Origin of the sequence: Casimicrobium huifangae (assembly GCF_009746125.1) — a bacterium.
Taxonomy (GTDB): Bacteria; Pseudomonadota; Gammaproteobacteria; order Burkholderiales; family Casimicrobiaceae; genus Casimicrobium; species Casimicrobium huifangae.
This window is the reverse complement of record NZ_CP041352.1, coordinates 2,319,512-2,338,436: the sequence shown is the minus strand read 5'-3', so window position 1 is coordinate 2,338,436 and position 18,925 is coordinate 2,319,512. Positions and strand designations below refer to the sequence as shown.

General features: G+C 62.1%; 10 protein-coding genes. 8 read left to right on the top strand and 2 right to left on the bottom strand.

The genetic code is table 11. The annotated features are described in order from the left end of the window. Positions 1-6: 6 nt before the first annotated feature. The 8 genes from tagF to ispH all read left to right on the top strand — a co-directional run bounded on the left by tagF (position 7) and on the right by ispH (position 14,856). Positions 7-687, top strand: coding sequence for a type VI secretion system-associated protein TagF (tagF, locus tag FKL89_RS10610; protein ID WP_156862727.1), 681 nt, complete (start codon positions 7-9; stop codon positions 685-687). 98 nt (positions 688-785) lie between these two features. Next, a complete protein-coding gene (locus FKL89_RS10605; protein ID WP_156862726.1) occupies positions 786-3,434 on the top strand; it encodes a PD-(D/E)XK nuclease family protein in 2,649 nt (882 codons plus the stop codon). Next, a complete protein-coding gene (locus FKL89_RS10600) occupies positions 3,424-6,930 on the top strand; it encodes a UvrD-helicase domain-containing protein (RefSeq protein WP_162527490.1) in 3,507 nt (1,168 codons plus the stop codon). The genes FKL89_RS10605 and FKL89_RS10600 overlap by 11 nt, the downstream gene beginning before the upstream one ends. 213 nt (positions 6,931-7,143) lie before the next feature. Then, positions 7,144-8,136, top strand: coding sequence for a bifunctional riboflavin kinase/FAD synthetase (locus tag FKL89_RS10595; protein WP_156862724.1), 993 nt, complete (start codon positions 7,144-7,146; stop codon positions 8,134-8,136). Positions 8,137-8,154: 18 nt separating this feature from the next. Next, the gene (locus FKL89_RS10590; protein ID WP_156862723.1) at positions 8,155-9,783 is read left to right on the top strand and encodes a diguanylate cyclase; all 1,629 of its coding nucleotides are present in this window, start codon (positions 8,155-8,157) and stop codon (positions 9,781-9,783) included. A 339-nt stretch (positions 9,784-10,122) separates the two neighbouring features. Further along, positions 10,123-12,945, top strand: a complete 2,823-nt coding sequence (gene ileS / locus FKL89_RS10585) for an isoleucine--tRNA ligase (protein WP_156862722.1) — start codon at positions 10,123-10,125, stop codon at positions 12,943-12,945. Positions 12,946-13,255: 310 nt separating this feature from the next. Continuing rightward, on the top strand, positions 13,256-13,753 hold the full coding sequence (gene lspA, locus FKL89_RS10580) for a signal peptidase II (RefSeq protein WP_156862721.1): 498 nt from the start codon (positions 13,256-13,258) through the stop codon (positions 13,751-13,753). 89 nt (positions 13,754-13,842) lie between these two features. Further along, positions 13,843-14,856 carry a 4-hydroxy-3-methylbut-2-enyl diphosphate reductase gene (gene ispH, locus FKL89_RS10575; protein ID WP_156862720.1) on the top strand — a complete coding sequence of 338 codons (1,014 nt, stop codon included), beginning with the start codon at positions 13,843-13,845 and terminating at the stop codon, positions 14,854-14,856. A 24-nt stretch (positions 14,857-14,880) separates the two neighbouring features. Here the strand turns inward: ispH and FKL89_RS20465 are convergent, their stop codons facing one another. Together FKL89_RS20465 and FKL89_RS10565 are read right to left on the bottom strand one after the other, a co-directional pair. Next, the gene (locus FKL89_RS20465) at positions 14,881-15,291 is read right to left on the bottom strand and encodes a type IV pilin protein (protein WP_272953694.1); all 411 of its coding nucleotides are present in this window, start codon (positions 15,289-15,291) and stop codon (positions 14,881-14,883) included. Next, entirely contained in the window at positions 15,282-18,923 is a 3,642-nt protein-coding gene (locus FKL89_RS10565) for a pilus assembly protein (protein WP_162527489.1), read from the bottom strand. The genes FKL89_RS20465 and FKL89_RS10565 overlap by 10 nt, the downstream gene beginning before the upstream one ends. Positions 18,924-18,925 lie beyond the last annotated feature (2 nt).

Here is an 18,925-nt window from a genome sequence, read left to right as displayed (position 1 = left end):
TACCGCATGAGCTCGCCAGTCGCCCCCAGCAGCACGGATCCTGCCGCCAACGTTGGCTTTGCCTATTTCGGCAAGCTGCCTGGCGCGGGTGATTTCATTTCACGGCGCATGCCGTATCCCCTGCAGCAGTTCTGGGATCGCTGGTGCGCCTCTGGCATGGAGGTGCTCAAGGAGCGAAACCCCGCGCCCGGCTGGGCGCTCTGGGGCAACACGCCGAAGTGGGCGTTTCTGCTGCCGGTGCAGTCCGGTGTGCCAATCGGGCAGCTGGGTGTGCTGGCGCCCTCGTGCGATCGCGTTGGCAGAAATTTTCCGTTCCTCGTCACCACGGCGATTCTGGACAAGAACGCCATGAGCCTGCTGCCGCGGGCTGCGCCCATTGCCCTCGCCTGGGCGCATGTCGTCGCCGATGCACAGAGCGCCAGGATGAACATTGACGCCGTCGACACCGCGCTATCCAGTGCGCTGGTGGCGGAGCTTGACAAGGAGCCGCCGGCTGCCGATGGCGAAGTCACCTTGCCGCCCGGTGCGAGCCCGCTGTCGTTGCCGTGGCCGGGCCTTGCCGACAGCTTTGACATGCAGGGGCCGGAGAGCTTTTGGTGGAGCGTGCCACCCGCGACGACCGGCTTCCGCGCACGTACGCACTCCGGTGCGCTGACGGCAACGCACTTTGTCGGGCTCTGCGGCTGAGGCTGCGCGCCTGCTCTGGTGTTCGTTGCGGCTGCCGTCTGACTGCAGAACCGATTGCGAGTGCGTGGGACCGCTCCGCTTTGTAACAATCGGTGGTGATGAGCCATTCCGACGACCACTCTGCCGACACCGTTTATCTCTGTCCAAGTGATCGCGCTGCGCGCGGCTGGCGACGCCACCTGGTTGCCCGTGGCGACCAATTTCGCGATTGTGTGGCTACCGAGACGTGGCTTGCAGCCATGTGGGAGCGGGCTGCGTTGTTTGGATTCATCGCTGACGCACCAGCACTGTTGCCGCAGGAGGCGCAGCGGGCACTCTGGTACCGCCTCGCTTCGGAGCATTCCGGGCTTCTCGCCAGTGAGTGCGCAGGCGCCGTGGCGCTCATCGAAGAGGCGTGGTTGCTCGCGGAACGACACCAGTTGCCACGCCCGGCACTGCCGACCACCACGCAAGCTGTTGATGACAACGTTGCCTGGTTCGCGTCCATGCGCGTCTCCGCTAGGCGCTGGCTGGCATCCAATCGGGCGCTGACTCACGCCGAGTTGCCGGACCGGCTTGCCGCAACCTTTCCCGCATGGCGGGCGCTTTTGCCCGCACACATTCGCCTGACGCCGAGTTTCGCTACTGATCCCGCCCTTGCGCGCCTCTGGCAGCGAATTGCTGCGCTCGGTGTCGACATTGCAAAGGTTGACGATCTACCGCCGGTGCCTGAGCAGTGCCCCGCAGTCGAACGTACGCATGATCCTGACCATGATCGCGACTGCGCGCTGCAATGGGCTGGCAAGATGCTCGCGTCGCGCCCTGGCGAGGACGTTACGTTGATCGTTCCCGGCTTGGCCAGCGAGCGTGAGTCCTGGCGACGCGACCTGCGCACGCACTGCAATGTCGACTGGTGGCAGGCGCCGGAGCGAGACAACGATAGCTTCAATCTGTCGCTCGGGCAGTCGCTGGCGGCGTACCCGGCTGTACGCTCCCTGCTGGTGTTGCTTGCGGCAACCGTTCGGCCAGTGGCGGTGGAAAGTCTGGCACAGGCGTTGACTCACCCACGCTGGGGGAACGCCGCAGCGATGGTCCACAGTGTTCATCGTCGATTGCAGGAACACATCGATCATGGCATCGCGGATGCGCGTCTCGACGGGTGGCCGCTGACGCCAGCGGCACAATCGCTGCTGCACGGTCTGACCAGCGAGCAGAAGCGTCGCAAGCGCCGAAGCGAACATCGACGAAGCATTGACGCATTCGTCGTCGCACTGACCGCGCAAGCGCAGATACCGCGCAGTGATCTGTTCCAGCTGGATGAAGCCTGGCTGTTGCTGTTGCAGCGCTGGGAGCACCTCGATCGCTGGTTTCCGGCGCTGGACTGGTCGCAGGCTTTGTCCGAGCTGACACGCGCAGCGGACGACGCCGTGTTCCAGCCAAAAGCGGGTAAGGCCCGGTTGCACGTGATCGGTCTGCTGGAGTCTGCCGGTGTACCGCTATCTTGCGCACGACTGGTCGGGATGAGCGACACGGTACTGCCTGAGGCGTTCTCGCCGAACCCCTTGCTGCCTCGTAGCTGGCAGTCCGCACAACAGGTTGGGCTCGGCGCCCGGACGGAGGTGCTGGCACGTTCGGCGCGACTGATGCACAACTGGCGGACGCTGATCGGTGACCTGAGCATCTCCTGTCCGCAACGCAACGACGATGGCGAGGTAGGCCTTTCGCCCATGTTGCACGGCTGGCCCACGGTGACGGCTGCTGCAAGGCAACCGGCGTCACACAATGTTGCGTCTCTGGCGACGATGAACGACGAGTTGTTGCCTTCCGCTAATGAGCGGGACTCACTGGTGCGACCGCTGAGTGCCAGCCGGCTGCGTGAACAGGCGCAATGTCCGCGCCGCGCGGCGGCAATGCGCCTGGGGCTGCAACCATGGCCGACACTGGCTGTGGGCATCTCACCGATTGTGCGCGGCAATCTGGTGCACGGCGTGCTTGCGGGTTATGGCATGGCGCGTATGGCGGGTGCGGACGCCCGTGCTGCTGCGATTGCCAGACTGGACGCGCTGATTGATGACGAAAGGAAGGCGCGGCCAACAATCGCCGAGGCGGTCTGGCACACCGAGCGGACCCGCATTCAGAAGTTGCTTGATCGTGTCATTGAGCGTGACCAGCGTCGCGGCGACTTCACAATCGTCGCGGTGGAGCGGCCGGTTGCCGCCGTGGTCGCTGGACAGCGCTTTGAAGGAAAACTCGATCGCATCGACGACGACGGCGCGATGCGTGTGATCTTTGACTACAAGACCGGCAAAGTCACGCGCAATGACTGGGTGCTGGAGAAGAACTCCGGGCGTCTGGCGGATCCGCAACTACCCCTTTACGCCCTGATGCACGACGTCGAGCGAGATGCGGCGGGTGCGCAGTGGCCGGCCGTGCGTGGTGTGGCCTGGTTCACGGTTAATGACGACAGCGTCGATTGCATCGGTGTTGGTGACGACGATGATCTGTTGCCGAAACGCAAACGCGGCGCTGACGACGGTCTTGACCAATGGGACAACGCACTCAACGTCTGGCGAGGGGCGATTGGCGATCTGGTCGACGAATGGCAACGCGGCGTCGCTCATGTCGCGCCGATCAAGGGTGAACTGACCTGTCGTACCTGCGAATATGGCGCCTTCTGCCGCGAGCGATGGTCGCTCAGCGGCAGCGATGATGCTGACGGCGGTGCCGCGGCCTTGACCGATGCTGATGGAGATTCCGATGAGCGCTGACGCCGACGAAGCGCTCATCGCCGACCGTCGCGCGCGTGAGCGAGTGGTCGATCCGAAAGGCTCATTCATCGTTCAGGCGCCGGCGGGGTCAGGCAAAACCGAGCTGCTGGTGCAACGATTGCTGGCGTTGCTTGCCACTGTGGATGATCCAGCTGAGGTGCTGGCCATCACCTTCACCCGCAAGGCGGCGCAGGAGATGCGCGAACGCCTGATTGGCGCGCTGGAGCAGGCAGCGCAGCCTGCTGCACCATCAATGCGTCCCGTTGAACTGGCGCGACGGGCATTGGCCTTGCCGGTACTCGCACGTGATCAGGCGCTCGGCTGGCGCTTGCGTGAGCAACCGGATCGCCTGGTGATCGACACCTTCGACGCCTTCTGCGCCCGTATCGTGGCTCGCAGTTATTTATCCCGTGTGGCCGGGGAGGGGGCGCTCGGAAGCGTGACCGATGCTGCTGAAACGCTCTATCGTGAGGCCGCCACACGGGCGCTTGGTGCTGCTGAAGTGGCTGACGCGGTGCGCGGGGTACTGACCGTCGCCGGCAATCAGGTTGACAGCGTGGTTGAGCTGCTCGCAGGCCTGCTGGCGCGACGCGCCCAATGGCTCGGCGCGGCGATTGACACCTCGCCTCAAGCGATCGCCGAGCTGACCGCAGCCCTGCGCGACGCGGCGGACGCGGCAATGCGTGCACTGGTCAGTGCCAGCGACGCGTTGGGTCGGCACGGCAACATTGCGGAACTGGCTGCCTACTGCGCCACCGTGTGGGATCGCCCCGGCAGCGAGGCGAAGTTGCTTGATCAAGCCGAAGCCCGGCGGCAACTCTCGGCGCACTGGCCGTTGCCGGCGGCGCTCACTGCGCTGTCGCGCTGGCAAACATTGGCCGCAATGCTGCTGACCGGCGAGAGCGGTCAGCGGACGTGGCGCAAGCCAGGCGGCGTGAACAAAACTGCCGGCTTTCCAAAGCACGATGACAATGCGTTTGCTGATCTCGACCCCGCATTGCGCCGCCAGCGCAAGGAACAGATGGTGGCGCTGCTCGAAGCCTTGCAGCACGAGCACGATCTGGCCCGAAGCCTCGACGATCTTGATCATCTGCCCACACTCGCTGCGCTGGCCGAACACGAGACCGCATTGCGCGACACGCTGGTACTGCTGCGACACGCGGCGATTGAACTGGTCGCATTGATGCGCGAGCGCGGTGTTACCGATTTCAGCGGCATCATGACGGCGGCGCTGGCCGCATTGCGCGACAACCGTGCCGATGTGATGGCGAACCTCGATGCCAAGCTGCGCCACGTGCTGGTGGATGAGGTGCAAGACACCAATCCTGCGCAGTTTGAGCTGCTGGCATTGCTCACCGCCGACTGGACGGCGGGAGATGGTCGCACACTGTTTCTGGTGGGCGATCCGATGCAGTCCATCTATCTCTTCCGCGATGCTGACGTCAGTCTGTTTCGGCGTGCACAGCGCGTCGGCGTTGGCGGGGTGCGTTTGACCGCCGTGACGCTCAATGCCAATTACCGTTCGCAGCCGGCCGTCGTTGACTGGGTGAATCACTCGCTGGACGGCGCTTTTGCAAGCGGGGCGCGCGGCTTGTTCGCCGATCGCGACCCGGTGCCCTTTGTCGCCGCGATTGCCACCCATGCAAGCGGTGACGACGAGGGCCAGAGTGAGATCGCAGCGAGCAGCCCCGAGCAGGAGGCGCAAGAGGTGGCCGCAGCGATCGCGTGGCGGCGCCAGAACCAGCCGGAGCAGAGCATCGCGGTGCTGGCGCGTACGCGCGGCGATGCCGCCGCCGTCATTGCCGCGCTGCGCGCTCGTGGCGTTCCGTTCAGCGCCAACGAGTTTGCGCTGTGGTCGGCACGCGAGCGGGTGCGCGACCTGTTGACGCTGACCTATGCCGTGGCCGCGCCCTGGGACCGGCTGGCGCTGTTCGCGCTGCTGCGCTCACCGTGGGTGGGGCTGACGCTCGATAGTCTGTCGCGTTTCGCGATGGCGCTGCGTGAGAGCCCTGCGCGGCCCGCATGGACACTGCTAGCTGGCGAGTGGGCAGCATCGCTGGACGCCGGCGAACTGGCGCGGATCAGGCGGGCCCACGCTGCGTTGCGCGTTGGCGAGGCGCGCGCGTGGCTATCCGGGGTTGCCGAGCGGGTGGAGGCCGTGTGGTGCGCGCTTGACGGCGACGCACTACTCGCCGACAACGAGGCGAGGCGAGACACGGCGCAATTCTTCGAGTGGCTCGCCGAGCTGGCGCCCGACGGCTTGTTGCCGCCACGACAGGCACTGCTGATGTCGATGGAAAGCAAGCGCCAGTCCTTCGCGTCCGCGTCCGCGACCGCCGACGCCGGCGAAACCAGCGAGGGCTCGGTCGAGCTGCTCACCATCCACCGCGCGAAAGGCCTGGAATGGGATCACGTGTTTGTGGTCGGCTGCGATCGCGCGCCGCGCGCCGATCAACGTTCGCTGGCAGCCTGGCGCTTTCAGGCGCTGCCCGGACAGCCGGGCCGGGAGCAGGACGCCCGTAGCTATGCCTTCGCTGCGCGCGATACGCGCAAGCGCGAGGCCGGTAGCGTCTACGACTTTCTTGCCCGCTTCAATCGGGCGTCGCGGCTCGACGAAAGCAAAAGGCAGCTCTACGTGGCGGTGACCCGCGCCCGGCGCACGCTCACCATCAGCCGCCAGGCGGCGCACCGCGATCCGCCGTACGGCAGCTTTTCGTTCTGGCTTGGACAAGGCGTTGGTGCCACCGCCACCGCCGCCGAGGCTGGCGCCGTTGATCGTCGCCTCCACCTCGCGGCGTCGCTCACGCGCGGGCCTGTGCCCGCACCGCTCGACGAGACCGTTGTAGCGTGGCCGGCCTACGTTGCCGACGCCCCCGATGCGGCGCTGGATACGCAGCCCGCGAGGCGCCTGGCGCGCGCCGTCGGCATCGTGGGGCATCTGCTGTTCGAAGGCCTGGCAGCTGCCTTGCGCGTCGGGGCTTTGGCATTCAGCCCGTCGGAAGATGCTGCGCATCGTGCGCTCGTTGACGCTGGTGCCGTCGATGATCCGGATCAGGATGTGACCGTCGAAGGCGTGGCGGGTCGCCTGGTCCGATGGTTTGCAACGGCACACACGCGCGAAAATGTTCGTTTCCTGTTTGGGGCATCGCACCGCGAGTCGGTGCAGGAGTTCAGTCTGAGCACCGTTGATCCGGCGACGGGGCAGGCCACCGGTCTCCGTGTCGATCACAGCTTCGTGACCGAGGAGGGTGAGCGCTGGATCGTGGACTACAAGTTTGCGGAACCTGCAGATTTGGACACCGCCGATCCGAAAGCGCTTGATGCCTGGGTATCGCACCAATGTGAGTTGTATGCACCGCAGCTGGCTGCCTATCGACAGGTTTTCGCCGCCCGTGATCGCTGCGAGCCCGGCGTTGCCGGGCTTGACGGCGCAGCACCGCGCATTGTCACGGCGTTGTACTTTCCGTGGCTCGACCGGCTGCAACGCTGCGAATAGCGTCACACCGGAGATGCAGACAGCTTTCTTATGGAACCGCCGCCGCAAAAGGGCTCAGGCCGTGATTTGGCCAAAAGTCGATCTGCATTCGGGCAAAAACGCCGCCACGAAGCAAACTGACGCGGCTTGAGGCATGGCGAGAAGCGTCTCTCAGCGCCACAAAATCCAATAAAATCAATTGCTTTTGCGCCCTGGCCTTATGGTATTGACGTCATGACTGAGCACCCACGGCCCGCTGCTGTCCCCCGCAAGCCAACGCTGGCGCGGGACATTCGACCGGGTGCCTTCGCTGGTACCGGGACGGCGGTCACCATCGGCAACTTCGACGGCGTGCACCGCGGTCATCAGGCCATGCTGGAAGTGGTCTGTCAGGCCGCCCGCCAGCGCAGTCTGCAGCCGGTCGCGCTGACCTTTGCGCCAGCGCCGGGTGAATATTTCGCACAAGCTGCCGGCAAAGCGCCGCCCACGCGCTTGCAGCGCCTGCGCGACAAGCTGCTTTGCATCTGGACGGTCGGCATCACCCATATCCAGCTGTTGCGATTCAACCCGGCGGTGGCGGCGATGGCACCGGACGACTTCTGCCAGCAGGTGCTGAAGGTCGGTCTGAATGCGAAATGGGTCATCGTCGGCGACGACTTCCGGTATGGCAAGGGCCGCGCCGGGGACATCAAGACGCTGCATGCCTGGTGCACCGCCAATGGCATCGAGTGCTACGTGATGCCCGCAGTGAAAGCGATGGATGTGCGCTTTTCGTCATCGCTGGTGCGCGAGGCGCTGCAATCGGGCGACGTGGTGACGGCAGCCGCCATCCTTGGTCGCCCCTATCGAATCTCGGGACGGGTGGCGCATGGCGACAAGCTGGGCCGCACGCTCGGCTTCCCCACCATCAACCTGCCGCTGTGGGCGCCGCTGCCGCTTTCGGGGGTCTACGCAGTCCGCGTCTACGGCGTTGATGTTGCCGGCGTCCAGGCTGTGACGGGCGCCGCCAGCGTCGGGGTGCGGCCAACCGTGAAAGAAGACGGCAAACCTTTGCTCGAGGTATTTCTGCTGGACTTTCAGGGCGATCTCTACGGTCGCCGCATCGTGGTCGAATTTGTGCAGCGGATTCGCGCCGAAGAAAAATTTGCGACCCTTGAGTTGCTGACCGAGCAGATGCATCGGGATATCGCGGCTGTCCGCACGGTGTTCGCCAAAGCTGGCGGCTGACTGGCAGGGCCCCCGCAGATGCCGCAGCCCATTGCCCCCACAGCAAACTCGGTCTCGCCCGCCGTGGCCGCGCTGCTGTCGCAGGCGCGCGACTGCGCGGCGCTTGATGACGGGCTGACGATCGCGTTGCGAGCATTGGACGGTGCAGTCGCCACCGACGACCGCGCAGCGGCGGCGCACCTGTGCTGTTTCTTCCTGTTTCGCATGGGGCTTGGCGAGCGACTGATCGAGATGGCTGACACCGCATTGCCGTTGCTGCGCAAGGCCAGCATGAGCGAGGCGTACGCGGAGACATTGCGTTGGGCTGGTATTTGTGCCTGCGATGCCGGGCAGTTTGGCATTGCCATTCGCCATGCGACCGAAGGCTACCGTCTGGCCGACGAGCAGAATGATCAGCGCGGACGAATACTGGCGTTCAGCCTGCTGGGGGGGTGCTTTGAACGCTCGGGGGATCCGTGGCAGGGCGAACGGCTGTTGCGCGACGGGTTGGCGCTGGCGCGGCGCCACGGCGAAACCTATCCGCTGCTCGCTACGCTCAACAATCTGGCGGCGGTGCTGATCGGCAAGTTCTACTCGCTTCGTGATGGTGTCGGCGCTGCAGAGGCGCGACGTGCACTCGATGACAGCGTGCCGCTCGCCCGCGAGGTGCTGCAACTGGCCCCTACGCTCAACGATCCCTATTTCGACGTATTTGCCCTCGGCAACCTGGGCGAACTGCTGGTGCACGCGGGTGAGCTGGAAGAAGCCGGTTCGCTGCTGCAGCAGGCGCTGGCGAAAGCGAACGATGGCGGCTACCGCGCCATCGCGCCACGGGTCGAGTGCTCGATTGGTGAATGGCTGCTGGCGCGTGGCGAGTTCGCCGAGGCCAACCGCTTGTTGCATGGCTTGCTTGCTTCAGAGTCATTGCCAATCGCGACCCAGTTGCGCGCTTACTATGCGCTCTACCTCGTGCACCGCAGTGAGGGCGATGCCACTGCCGCGTTGGCCGCTCTGGAATCGTTCCGTCGCCTCGAAAGCCAGCGCTCGATGCAGCAATTGCGTGACCGCTCGGAATTGCTGGTGACCCGGGTGGAGGCTGACGAGTCGCAGCGCAAGGTGCTGGAGCGCGCCTACAGCGTTGCACAGGCACACGCCTCACGCGCCGTGGTGCTGGAGCGCATCGCGATGCAGGACAAGTTGACCGGCCTCGGCAACCGTCGTGCGCTCGACACCCACCTCGCCGAACTGGTCGGCGCCGCGCAGTCGATCGGCGCGCCGCTGAGCGTGGCAGTCATCGACCTCGATCACTTCAAGCGGGTAAATGACGTCTTCGGTCATGCAGTTGGGGACCGCGTGCTGGTGCAAATGGCTGATCTGCTGACTGAACTGACACGCACCGACGACCTGGTGACGCGCACGGGCGGCGAGGAATTTGTGCTGGTCATGCCGGATCTGGGCCCTGCCGACGCCTTTGACATCTGCGAGCGGCTGCGGCTGCGCGTATCCCGATTCAACTGGGGCACGATCGCCCCGGAGCTGTCGTTGACCTTGAGTGCCGGAATCGCCTCCACGCCCGACTACGACGCCGGACAGTTGGTCGAGCGCGCGGATCTGGCGATGTATCGGGCCAAGCGCGGTGGGCGCAACCGTGTTGCAGTTGCGCCGTAGAAAGGGTCGTTGCCGGGCAAATTGTTGCGCTGCAAGGCGGTATGCACCAAATTGCGAGACAATATGCGGATGTCTACTTGGTTCCCACCCTTTCGCCAGCCCAGCCTGTGCGTCACCAAGACGCTGGCCCGGCAAACGCGGCACTACCGAATTAGCGGCTGAAACGCTGCTGCGCTGTTTTGTCGCAGCCGGCTAATTCATCGTTCCCTCAAACACGGGAACCCCGCCCCGGGGGCGCCATGTGGCGCAAGCCAACCTTTCAATGATGCCTGCCAAGGCACTGCCGTTGCGATGACCAGCATCGGTAGCCTCCGGGACCAACCGCTTACCTGAATAGTTATGTCCAGCGAGACCAAAGCCCCCGCCAAATACCCGATCAACATGCTCGACACGCCGTTCCCGATGCGCGGCGATCTGGCCAAGCGCGAGCCGAAGTGGGTCGCCGAGTGGACGGAGAAGAAGCTCTATCACGCCATCCGCGCCAAAGTGGCGAACCGCCCGCGCTGGGTGCTGCATGATGGCCCGCCGTATGCCAACGGTGACATCCATATCGGCCACGCCGTCAACAAGATCCTCAAGGACATCGTGGTCAAGAGCCGCCTGATGGCGGGCTTTGACGCGACCTACGTGCCCGGCTGGGATTGCCACGGCATGCCGATCGAGATCCAGATCGAGAAAAAATTCGGCAAGGGCCTGCCCGCGAAAGAAGTGCAGGCGAAGAGCCGTGCCTATGCCACCGAGCAGATCGACAAGCAGCGCAAGGACTTCATGCGCTTGGGCGTGCTCGGTGAATGGGAGAACCCGTATCTGACGATGGCGCCGCGCAACGAGGCTGACGAGATCCGTGCGCTGCGCAAGATTTACGACGCGGGCTACGTGTTCCGCGGCCTGAAGCCGGTGAACTGGTGCTTCGACTGCGGCTCGGCGCTGGCCGAGGCCGAGGTCGAATATCACGACAAGACCGACCTCGCTGTCGACGTCGGTTTCCGTTTTGCTGAAAGCGACAAGCTGGCCAAGGCGTTCGGTTTGCCGAAGCTCCCGCATGACGTGGGCTATCTGGTGATCTGGACCACTACGCCGTGGACGCTGCCGGCCAACCAGGCGCTGAACCTGCATCCGGAGTTCGACTACGCACTGGTCGAGACGACCGATGCTGCCCGACCGTTGCTGCTGCTGGCGCAGGAGCGTGTCGAGGCGTGCCTGAAGAACTGGGACCTGCAGGGCAAAGTGATCGCCACCTGCAAGGGGCAGGCGCTGGAGCGCGTGGCCTTCCATCACCCGTTCTACGACCGTTTGAGCCCGGTGTATCTGGGCGACTACGTCACGCTTGACACTGGTACCGGCATCGTGCACTCGGCGCCAGCCTACGGCGTGGAGGACTTCCAGTCCTGCCGAGCTTACGGCATGAAGGATGACGAGGTGCTGACGCCGGTGATGGGCGATGGCAAATACGTGGCCACGCTGCCCGAGTTCGGTGGCCTCTCGATCTGGGACGCCAACCCGAAGATCGTTGAGCACATGCGCGAGAAGGGCTCGCTGTTCAAGGCAGAGAAGTTCCAGCACAGCTACATGCACTGCTGGCGGCACCGCACGCCGATCATCTACCGCGCCACCAACCAGTGGTTTGCGGGCATGGACGTCACGCCCAAGGCGGGCGCGACGTTGCGCGAGACTGCACTCAAGGCCGTGCAGGACACACAGTTTTTCCCCGGCTGGGGCCAGGCACGCCTGCACGCCATGATCGCCAACCGGCCGGACTGGACGCTGTCGCGCCAGCGGCAGTGGGGCGTGCCGATGGCGTTCTTCGTTCACCGTGAAACCGGTGCTCTGCATCCGCGTACCAGTGAATTGCTGGAAGCCGTGGCCAAGCGCGTGGAGCAGGGTGGCATCGAGGCGTGGCAAACGCTGGATGCGGCCGAGCTGCTGGGTGACGAAGCGAAGGATTACGTCAAGAACCCCGATACGCTTGACGTCTGGTTCGACTCGGGCACCACACACGAGACCGTGTTGCGCGGCTCGCACGTCGCGCAGAGCAGGTTTCCGGCCGACATGTATCTCGAAGGCTCCGACCAGCATCGCGGCTGGTTCCATTCGAGCCTGCTGACGAGCTGCATGATCAACGGCCGCGCGCCATATGACGCGTTACTGACGCACGGTTTTGTGGTCGACGGCACCGGCCGCAAGATGAGCAAATCGCTCGGCAATGTGGTGGCGCCGCAGAAGGTGTCGGACACGCTCGGCGCGGAAATTCTGCGCCTGTGGGTCGCGGCCACTGATTACTCGGGCGAACTGGCACTGTCGGATGAAATCCTCAAGCGGGTGACCGATACCTATCGCCGCGTACGCAACACGGTGCGTTTCCTGCTGGCCAATACGTCCGATTTCGACGCGACGAAGCACGCGCTGCCGCTGGCCGAGATGAGCGAGATCGACCGCTACGCCATCGCGATGACCCGCGCGATGGCGCGCGAATGCGTGGCCGCGTACGAGCGGTACGAGTTCCATGTCGTGATGCAGCAGTTGATGAGTTTCTGCTCCGACGACCTCGGCAGCTTCTACCTCGATGTGCTGAAGGACCGCCTGTACACCTGCGGCGTCAACAGCAAGGCGCGCCGCTCGGCGCAAACCGCGCTGGCGATGATCACTCGTCAGCTCGTGACGCTAATGGCGCCGGTGCTGTCGTTCACTGCGGAGGAGGTGTGGGCAACGCTCAATCCGGGCCGCGACGTAACCGAAGCGAGCGTGTTTTTCGAGCTTTACAACCAGCCGTTGCCGGAAGTGGCTGACGAGGCCGCGCTGCTGGCGCGCTGGGCGAAGCTGCGCGAAGTACGGGCTGCGGCAACTAAGGCGATCGAAGCAGTGCGTGAATCGGGCGGTGTGGGCTCCAGCCTGCAAGCCGAAATCATTGTTGAGGCGCCTGCTGACCTTGCAGCAGAACTCGCGCGATTGGGCGATGACCTCAAGTTTGTGTTCATCACGTCGCAGGCTACGGTCAAGCAAGGAGACGTGTTGAGCGTTAGTGTTGCTCCTAGTGCCGCAACCAAGTGCGAGCGCTGCTGGCACTACCGAAGTGACGTCGGGACAGACGCAACGCACTCCGGCCTCTGCGCACGCTGCATCAGCAATCTTTACGGCGCCGGCGAGACGAGGGCGTTCGCGTGATCGTGGGTGTCGGCGGTGTCGACGCCGGTGTCTACGTAGCGTGCACAGTCGCCGTAGCGTGGGCAGCTCTGCTGCCCACGCGTCAAGACAAGGCGAAATTCGTGGGCTGTGTCGACCGGCAAACGCCTGGGCAACGAGTTGCCCACTCTACGGTTGGAACGAGACGTGAGCGCCATCAGCTTTTGACTCAAACGCCCATTCAATCTGGGCTATGCGACAAATTAGCTGAAAGTCGACAACTGCCATTTTTCGCGCTTAGGCCGCATTCTGGCGTCATTTCACAGAAAAGTTGCTGGCCGGGAGGCACACAGTGAGCGCAGTTCTAGCCCGCCGCTGGCTCGGCGTCATCCTGCTGGTGATCTGCCTCGACCAGATCACCAAGGCGTACTTCCACACGCAGTTCCAGCCTGGCGAGCGCGTCAATGTGCTGCCGTTCTTTGACTGGATACTGACCTACAACACCGGTGCTGCGTTCAGCTTTCTGGCAACGGCCGGTGGCTGGCAGCGCTGGTTCTTTGTGGCGCTGGCTATCGTCGTCAGTGCGTGGTGCTGGCGTTGGCTACAGCGCGAGCATGATGTGCGGATCCAGCTCGCGTTGGCGCTGATCATCGGCGGTGCACTGGGTAACGTGATCGACAGGCTTTGGCTCGGCAAGGTTATCGATTTCGTACTGGTCTACTGGGCACCGTGGAACTGGTACTACCCGGCCTTCAACGTTGCCGATAGCGCCATCAGCATTGGCGCCGTGCTGATGTTGTGGTCCGCATTTTTTGCGGCGCGACCGGGGCAGGGCAACGGCCAGGCTTGATTGACGATTGCCTGCTGATCGAGAGGCCGTCCTCGCATCGGCGCATGCCCGTGTAGTCGAGTGCTCGCCAAACACGGCAAAATTAGGCCATGAACGCAGCACCTGTCACTTTTCAACCGAAGTCCGTCATCCTTGCCAACCCGCGCGGCTTTTGCGCGGGCGTTGATCGCGCCATCGCCATCGTCGAGCGTGCGCTGGAGAAATTTGGGGCTCCCATCTATGTGCGACACGAGGTGGTGCACAACAAGCACGTCGTTGACGATCTGAAGGCGAGGGGGGCAATCTTTGTCGAGGAGTTGAAAGACATTCCCGATCTGCCCGGTGGTGCTGTCGTCATCTACTCGGCGCACGGTGTGTCCAAGGCGTTACAGGCCGAAGCCGCCGAGCGCAAATTTCGTGTGTTTGACGCCACCTGTCCGCTGGTCACCAAAGTGCACGTTGAGGTCGCCAAGCTGCGGCGCGACGGCGTGGAAATCATCATGATCGGCCATGAAGGTCACCCCGAGGTCGAAGGCACCATGGGGCAGGCGACCGAGGGGATCTATCTGGTAGAGGACGAGGCGGACGTGCAGCAACTGGCAGCGTCAGGTAAGGTGCGGGACCCTTCAAAACTGGCGTTCGTCACTCAAACCACGCTGTCGGTTGACGACACCGCCCGCGTTGTTGAAGCGCTAAAGGTTGCGTTTCCGGCAATCCGTCCGCCGCGCAAGGACGACATCTGCTACGCGACCACCAACCGGCAGAACGCAGTCAAGCAGATTGCCCCCGACGTTGATGTGTTTATCGTTGTCGGCTCCAAGGCAAGCTCCAACGCCAACCGGCTGCGGGAGGTCGCTGAGCGGCTGGGGGACCGTGCTTATCTGGTGGATGACGAAAACGAACTTGACCAAATGTGGTTCGGCACGCACGCCAAGGTGGGAGTCACAGCGGGTGCGTCCACGCCTGAACATTTGGTAGCTGCAGTGCTTGCAAGACTAGCCGAATGGGGCTTTGACGGTGTACAGCTTGGTACGGGCGAGTCCGAGCAGGTATCTTTCAGGTTGCCCCACGGTCTTGATGCTGATATCAAACCAGTTTCTTACGCTAGAGACACGGAACTGTAACGGGCTAGCAGGGCAGGGGAACGACTACTTGCTCCAGCAGTACGTACCACCCTCTGATCCTGTTGCTGATTTTGCCGACAGGTTAGTAACCGTCAACGTCGCACACTTCGGATCTGACCATGGAGATACGGGTGACGCCTGCAATGTGAAGCTTGTCGCCGTACTTGCCGAGACAGCGACACTGTACTTGCTCGTGTCAAAGCTCGTGCCCACCGTAGTTGGGTACGTGTTGTTGGCGGTGAATTGGCGTTCCATCCACTGGACTGCGTTCGTCAATGCTGCCCTGGCGTTCGCTCGCTCGGAGCGTCTCGTGTACTCCGTATAGGACGGATAGGCGACCGCGGCCAGAATTGCAACGATCGCCACCGTGATGAGCATCTCGATCAGCGTAAAGCCATCGACACGCCGATCATTGGAATTGCGCATCACTTCCATTTCAACTCCATCCAGCGCGGGTACTTGGCCTCTGGCGAGATCAAACAAGCGCCAGTGCTTGCGGCCTGCGCCCACACGTTTCCGCGCTGACAGGACGGAGGTTGGCAAGTACCGCCCTTAACTATGAGGCCTGCCATACAGCCCGGAGCTGGATTGGGGCCAGGGCAGGGAGCATTGCCTTGCGTGCCGCATGTCTGCCCGGCGGCGGGCGTTCCTTTAATGCCTAGCGGCTGAAGTCCGACTAAACTACCAATTGGACTTGATAACGTGCCGCCCGCGTCAGCGACCTTGATTCCGGCGTAGTTGTTGCCGGAGGCTGGCTTGTCGGCGTTATCGATCGCACCATCGCCCGAAGAATCAAATACTGGCGACTGATTGCCACCCGTGAAGGCATTCACAAACATCATGTAGCTGGTGCCTGCTCCTTCACACTCGTTTTCCCCCGGTGTGTAGGTGGCAAATACGGTGAGATCATTCAGCAGGATCGGCTTTGCAACGACTCTTTCACCTGAGGCCCCGCCTGAAGCGAGGGTGGTCGCGAGATCAACAAACCATCCGGCTTTCAACGAGTAGTCCACAGTGTTCGTGGACATGGCGCGCAACGCGGAGCCCGCTGTAGTGCCCGCCGTGATGGTTTGTGCGACCAAATTGCTGCGCGTCAACATGCCAGTCTTGCCTTGATCACGTACTGCATAAAAAGTATTGACGTCACGCGTGGTGCGATCTTGGGATTCGAAGAACTTACCTGTCCCAAACAAAACAATTGTGCCGCCGGCTGGGTGCAACAACGCTTCGGGCGCGGCAGTAATCGGCTGACGAACACCGCCCGCGTCCGTAGCCCGGAAAAACGGAGTTGAACCCGCCGCAGCACTAAAAGTGCCGGTACTTCCGAGCACGAACTTCCACAGATTGCCTTGATAGTCCCCGGCGTACACTCCTACGATATTGCCCGAGGAGAATTCAACGCCAACGGGAGATCCGAGACCATTTTCGCTGCCCACCGTCAGGCTGCCAACGCCGGTATCGACTTTCGAGAGCGTCTTTGTGGTGAGGTTGTAGACAAACAGCACGGCCCGACCTGTAGCTCCGCCATAGCCGTTGCCCCAGATCGCCACCCAGTCGCCCTTTGCTGTTCGACCGACAACAGGCTTGGCGTAGCTGTACCCCATGTCTGCGTCGGTAACTTCGAACAAAATATTACTGGCCGTGAAGGTCCCCGATCCGGAGGACTGTGTGATGTTGGTCACGTCAAGCCCGACTACGGACTTGCCACCTGCGCCAAGACCGGCGATCAGCAAAGTCTTCCAAGCTCCACCAAGATAGGCGTCACCGAGCGTCAATGGGCCATCGACGAGAGGTTGACGCACGAGCGGACTCTTGGCCAAATCCTTGAGTTTGGTGAGCACGGCACCGGGGAAATAACCAAACAGTTCCTGCCCCGTGATCGAGAAACCGTGCAACATGCCATCATTCGCTCCGACAAAGATAACGCTTTTCTTCGTGTTCACAAAAGCAGCGTAAGAGCTTCCTCCTGCAGCTGACGGCAGAAACTGGTAGCCCTGATCAGTTTTCGCCGAGGCGAGGAGATCCGACCCCACAACATCACCGAGTAACTGCACTCGACGCCGGAACTTGATACTTTCCTGACTTCTGTTGCCTCTCAGGTAATTCAGAAGATCTTGATCACCAGCCGGGATGGCGGTAGTTCCGAAGAACGAGGCTTTTTCTGTGGTTGTGAACGAAGTCCAAGCAAACGAGCGAGCCGCTCCAGTAGAAGAATCCCATGTGTAAAGATTGCGCGACGGCGAGTCGGACAGCAACGTTGCGTCAGTCGTCCATTGCGAAAGACCACGCGTACCATCGGAATAGACGCCATATGCAGTGATGGTCGAATACCAGTCGGATGGTGTGTAGGCGACATCAAATGTTTGCGATCCCGCAGACACCCGGCGACTTGTCCCTGTCACTTGGCCGCCGCTCGTCACTTGATTGTTGGCTCGGGCGAAAATGGAACGGAATGCTTCCTTGACAGCAGACGGCGAGTCAGCGCCAAAAAACACGCCTCGACCGTTAATGGCAGCGTGCCACAAGTCGGCGACATTACCTGCCGAGTCGTCCTGAGTCTTGGGCCAAGCAACCGTCCCTGCAGCAAGCGCGTTGTAATCGCCCGCATACATGTTACCGCCCCAAAGTGGTAGATATCCAGCAGTACCATCGACAGTGCCGTTCAGGAAGCCATTCAAACCCAGACCGATCGCGTAGGTATTCATATGCTGCCAAGTGGCAGGGTCGTTACGAGGATCCCAGTAGTTCTTATTGCTTGAATCAGGATAGTAGGGCGTAATCGAATTTGCAAGGCCGGTTTGCGCATCGTTGGCCCATTGCTGAAATGCGAGGTCGGCAATCGAATTGCTATTCGAATCCTTATAGGGAGACTGAGGCGAGTAAGCCTTACCATCCGGCAGCGAACCGACGCTGGTGTTGTCGACGTTGCCGACCGTGATGCTTTCGTTGTTGTTCCAAATACCGTCCGTCAACAAGACGTGAAAGTTGGCCCGACAGGCGCTGATAGGTGCGCTACCTGGCCCACTCTCGGAGAGGCCGAGTTGATTGGCCCGGGGGCTTTCGATCCCGGTCGTTGTGATGAACGTTCCGGCTCGCTGAACGGCGCTACGCAGCGGTGTGTTACTGGAGGCGGGCAGGCGCGAGAGGAATTTGTAAAGATTTTGCTTTTGTGTCGTGTTCGATATTGGCCGCAAACTGTTTGCAATCGCCACACCGTCCCACCCCTTGCAGGACCCGGAAATGTTGAACCCCTTACATGACGACAAGGTTTGCCACGCTACTCGGAATTTCGGATTCAAGTCATACATGGCGATATTCGCCGAAGACGCCACTGCCAGATTCCGCGTTTTATAGAAGGAGTACCAATTCGCGAAATTCTGCTCATGCGTGCTATTTCCTGATATGACGATCTTGATATAGCACGATGCCGTTGTCTTCCCGGTAAGTCCTGGGCAACCAGCAGGTACGGTGGTTCTACGAACGAAAGTCACCGGATCAGTGCCCGGCGCGGGCAAGGTATTACTCGGGCTCAGATCGTTGTAAAACGCATAAATAAACGCCGCCTGCGCGGTGAAGGGGGTGGCGGTTGGACCTGCCGCGTAACTGATCGAACCCGAACTGTTCGGATCAAGTACAGAAACAGGGCGATACGAGGTCGAGAGATTCACGGTGCCACGCGCTGTGTGGAACCCATTCATATACGCTGACGTAAACGATGTTGTCAGACGGTTGCCATTAATCGCAGGGTCATAAGGCAGCTCATACACATCAAAGGGGTCATATGCCATCGCGTTGACGCGCGGCGACAGGAAATAGACTTGGTTTTTTGTGCCACTGATGCTGTCGGGCGCGTACGCCCATGACATACTTCCCGAGTCGTCGAGCGTCATCAACATGTTGGGATCGCCGACAACCTGCGTTGCGAGTGGTGTCGTGGGAAGATTAGGCCATGCCGCGTACGTCGGCTTGGGCGCAAAATACAGCGACATCGCAGCGACGATTGCAGTTGTGGCTATTGACACAAAAGATGCAGACACACCGCGAGCGCGCAATTCAAAGCGACTCATAC

Bases quoted from the DNA above. Each gene is read 5' to 3' on its own strand.
- tagF (WP_156862727.1), top strand. From the start codon at position 7: ATGAGCTCGCCAGTCGCCCCCAGCAGCACGGATCCTGCCGCCAACGTT.
- FKL89_RS10605 (WP_156862726.1), top strand. From the start codon at position 786: ATGAGCCATTCCGACGACCACTCTGCCGACACCGTTTATCTCTGTCCA.
- FKL89_RS10600 (WP_162527490.1), top strand. From the start codon at position 3,424: ATGAGCGCTGACGCCGACGAAGCGCTCATCGCCGACCGTCGCGCGCGT.
- FKL89_RS10595 (WP_156862724.1), top strand. From the start codon at position 7,144: ATGACTGAGCACCCACGGCCCGCTGCTGTCCCCCGCAAGCCAACGCTG.
- FKL89_RS10590 (WP_156862723.1), top strand. From the start codon at position 8,155: ATGCCGCAGCCCATTGCCCCCACAGCAAACTCGGTCTCGCCCGCCGTG.
- ileS (WP_156862722.1), top strand. From the start codon at position 10,123: ATGTCCAGCGAGACCAAAGCCCCCGCCAAATACCCGATCAACATGCTC.
- ispH (WP_156862720.1), top strand. From the start codon at position 13,843: ATGAACGCAGCACCTGTCACTTTTCAACCGAAGTCCGTCATCCTTGCC.
- FKL89_RS20465 (WP_272953694.1), bottom strand. From the start codon at position 15,291: ATGGAAGTGATGCGCAATTCCAATGATCGGCGTGTCGATGGCTTTACG.
- FKL89_RS10565 (WP_162527489.1), bottom strand. From the start codon at position 18,923: ATGAGTCGCTTTGAATTGCGCGCTCGCGGTGTGTCTGCATCTTTTGTG.